This is a genomic window from Deinococcus pimensis DSM 21231 (assembly GCF_000519345.1).
Classification (GTDB): domain Bacteria; phylum Deinococcota; class Deinococci; order Deinococcales; family Deinococcaceae; genus Deinococcus_A; species Deinococcus_A pimensis.
Map to the genome: position 1 here is coordinate 86088 of NZ_KI912637.1, position 3468 is coordinate 89555.

At 69.7% G+C, this 3468-nt stretch carries 4 protein-coding genes and 1 pseudogene; 4 read left to right on the forward strand and 1 reads right to left on the reverse strand.

Translation table 11 applies throughout. The features are described 5' to 3' along the window. Nucleotides 1-490, forward strand: a pseudogene (locus DEIPI_RS39345) (NAD(P)/FAD-dependent oxidoreductase); the annotation flags it as partial. Further along, nucleotides 487-693 (forward strand): hypothetical protein, encoded by a 207-nt coding sequence (locus tag DEIPI_RS0109090; protein ID WP_027481582.1) that lies wholly within the window; start codon nucleotides 487-489, stop codon nucleotides 691-693. The pseudogene DEIPI_RS39345 and the gene DEIPI_RS0109090, both read left to right, overlap by 4 nt. 3 nt (nucleotides 694-696) lie before the next feature. On the opposite strand, the gene DEIPI_RS0109095 is transcribed toward DEIPI_RS0109090, so the two are convergent. After that, the gene (locus DEIPI_RS0109095) at nucleotides 697-1155 is read right to left on the reverse strand and encodes a hypothetical protein (protein WP_027481583.1); all 459 of its coding nucleotides are present in this window, start codon (nucleotides 1153-1155) and stop codon (nucleotides 697-699) included. Nucleotides 1156-1562: 407 nt separating this feature from the next. Here DEIPI_RS0109095 and DEIPI_RS0109100 point away from each other — a divergent pair, with 407 nt between their 5' ends. Next, complete coding sequence (locus DEIPI_RS0109100) at nucleotides 1563-2543, forward strand: ABC transporter substrate-binding protein (protein WP_045233968.1); 981 nt, start codon at nucleotides 1563-1565, stop codon at nucleotides 2541-2543. An 84-nt stretch (nucleotides 2544-2627) separates the two neighbouring features. Continuing rightward, nucleotides 2628-3468: ATP-binding cassette domain-containing protein (locus DEIPI_RS29795; RefSeq protein WP_211238269.1), on the forward strand; the 841-nt coding region annotated here is incomplete at its 3' end.

Here is a 3468-nt window from a genome sequence, read left to right on the forward strand (position 1 = left end):
CGAGGCGGACGTGGCGGCGGGCCGTCACCCCGTGCGGCCCTTCGTGCTGGCCGCGCAGCACACCCTGTTCGACCCGACGCGCGCCCCGAGGGGCCGCCACACCTTCTGGGCGTACTGTCACGTGCCGCCGGGCTCCACGGTGGACATGACGGACGCGATCGAGGCGCAGATCGAGCGCTTCGCGCCCGGGTTCCGCGATACGGTCCTCGCGCGCGTCACGCGGCACGCCGCCGCGTTCGAGGCGTACAACCCGAACCTCGTGGGCGGCGACGTGAACGGGGGAGAGGCCACGCTGCGCGGCCTGCTCGTCCGTCCCGCACTCGCGCCCGGACCCTACCGCACGCCCCTGAGGGGCGTGTACCTGTGCTCGGCCTCGACCCCGCCGGGCGGGGGCGTTCACGGCATGTGCGGTGTGAACGCCGCGCAGGTGATGCTGCGCGACCTCGGCCTGCGCCGATGGAGAAGAAGCCGAATACTGGAGGAACCATGACGAACGAACAGGCGAACACGAAGACCTGCCCGAACGACGGCGCGGCCCTCATCGCCGCGCAACTGCGGCAGGTGAAGCTGGTCCTGCAGCCCACCACCGCGCCGCTCTTCTCGGCGGCGGGCAGTGGGCTGCGGCTCTACACCTGCCCGCGGTGCGGGCTCACGCAGGCGTACGCGGAGCCCCCCCTGCGGCCGGACGTCTAGAACTCAGAACTGCACGCTGTACCGCTGGCCCTGCCCGTCGGTACAGCCGCCCACGCCGCGGCTCGCCTCGTCGACCGTGAGGTCGCAGGTGATGACCGCGCCGGACGCGGCGCGCACGACGAGGTTGCCCTGACGCAGGTTGCTGGGCCGCAGGTACAGGCCCCCCCGGAAGCCCGTCTCGGTGCCGCCCGCGCCACTTCCGAAGGTGACGCCGAAGACGGGATCGAGCCGGACGGGCTGACCCGCGCTCAGGACGTTGTACTCGCCCTGGTACGTGACGTCGCCGAGCTCCACGGAGGCCGTGTTGCGGCCCGTCACGGAGCCCCAGCCGCCCAGCAGGACGCGGCCCTCCGCGCCCGTGGTGACGTTGACGATGCGGCCCACGCGGTACTGGGCGGACTGGTTGGGCGCGCAGGCGGTCAGCAGCAGGGCGCCCACGCCGACGAGCAGAAGGTTGCGCATGGTTCCTCCATGGTAGCGCCGCCGCCGGGGTGCGAAGGGCGCAACGTCGCACGTGAGGTCGCGTGAGGCGGCAACGAGACGACCCGACGAACGCCCGTCCAGCGAAAGTTGCGAAAGCAGCGGCAGGCGCCGTTTCCCACGCCGTCCGGGCGCTCGGCGCCGCCTACCGCCCTCCGGCACGTCGTCTTCATGAAGACGCGCGACCAAAAGAACTGAAGCTATTGACGACCAGGCACCTTGACATCCCCGCCTTGGTCTTGCATTAATAAGATCACACACACACTGTGCTGGCCAGAGGGAAGAGGCGCTCACCACGGCGTCCTCACGTCTGTGCCGTCGTCCCCGGAGTTCGCCCGTCGGTCTCACGTCCCCGCGACAGGTCTCCACCACGAGACGAAAGGATGCCCATGACGCCCAAACGACGCACCCTCACCATCGCCCTCGCCGCCCTCGCCGCCACCGGAACCACCGTCGTCGCCTTCGCCCAGGGCCTCCCGAAGCTCGCGCAGAAGAAGACCTACAAGGTCGGCTTCGCGCAGACCGAGAGCAACAACCCCTGGCGCATCGCGCAGACCAAGAGCATGCAGGACGAGGCGAAGAAGCTCGGCTACCAGCTCGTCTACACCGACGCCGCCGGATCCGCCGCGAAGCAGGTCGCGGACGTCGACAGCATGATCGCGCAGCGCGTCGACGCCATCTTCCTCGCCCCGCGCGAGGAGAAGCCCCTCGCGGCCGCCGTGAAGAAGGCCCGCGCCGCCGGCATCCCCGTCATCCTGCTCGACCGCAACGTCGACCAGAGCCTCGCCAAGGCCGGCAACGACTACGTCACCTTCATCGGTTCGGACTTCATCCAGGAAGGCCAGCGCGTCGGCAACTGGCTCAAGGCGAACATGAAGGGCCAGGCGCGCATCATCCAGCTGCTCGGCACGACCGGCTCCAGCCCCGCCAACGACCGCCGCAAGGGCTTCGAGGACGCCATCAAGGGCAACGCCAACATGAAGATCCTCGCGTCCCAGACGGGCGACTTCGCCCGCGACAAGGGTCGTCAGGTCATGGAGACGCTGCTGCAGGCGCACCCCGACGTGAACGTCGTGTACGCCCACAACGACGAGATGGCCATCGGCGCGATCGCCGCGCTCGAGGCGGCGGGCAAGAAGCCCGGCAAGGACGTCATGGTCCTCTCCATCGACGGTGGGCGCGAGGCCGTGCAGCTCGTCGTGGACGGCAAGATCAACTACGTCGTGGAGTGCAACCCCCGCTTCGGCCCCAAGGCCTTCGAGACCCTCAAGCAGTACGCCGCCGGTCAGAAGATCCCCACCAAGATCATCAACCCCGACAAGGAGTACACCCCGCAGAACGCGAAGGCCCTCCTGAGCTCCGCTTACTGATCCACGTCGTCAGGGAGGGTGCCGCGCGCGGCACCCTCCTCGGAGTTTGATCCCGGGCGCCATGAACGCGGAGGTGGACCGACCGTGCAACCCACAGAACCCCTGCTCGTCATGCGGGGCATCGACAAGAGCTTCTCCGGCGTGCCCGCCCTCAGCGGCGCGCACCTCAGCGTCGGACCGGGCGAGGTGCACGCCCTGATCGGCCAGAACGGCGCCGGCAAGAGCACCCTCATCAAGATCCTCACGGGCGCCTACCGCAGGGACGCGGGCACCGTCACCCTCGCCGGGAAGGACGTGGAGTTCCACTCGCCCCTCGCGGCGCAGGCGGGCGGCATCAGCACCATCTACCAGGAGGTCAACCTCGTCGGGTTCCGCTCCGTCGCGGAGAACATCTTCCTCGGACGCGAACCGCGGCGCGGGCCCTTCCTCGACTGGAAGCGCATGAACGCCGAGGCCCGCGCGCTGCTCGCGCGCTTCGACGTGCAGGTGGACCCCTCGCGGGCCCTGATGCACCACAGCGTCGCCGTGCAGCAGATGGTCGCCATCGCGCGCGCCGTCAGCATCAGAAGTCGGCTCGTCATCATGGACGAGCCCACCAGCAGCCTCGACGACCGCGAGGTGGAGACGCTCTTCGGCGTCATCCGCCAGCTCAGGGCGGAGGGGGTGTCCGTCGTGTTCGTCTCGCACCGCCTCGACGAGCTCTACGCCGTGTGCGACCGCATCACCGTCATGCGTGACGGACGCACCGTCTTCGAGGGCGACATGCAGGGCATCACGAAGCTCGAACTCGTCGCGCGCATGCTCGGCAAGGAGGTCGGGGACCTGCGCCGCGAGGGCGAGACGGCCTTCAGCCACGCGGCTCAGCGCGCGGGAGACGAACTCCTCGCCGCGCGCGGCCTGCGCTCGGACGCCCTGCGCGGCGCGG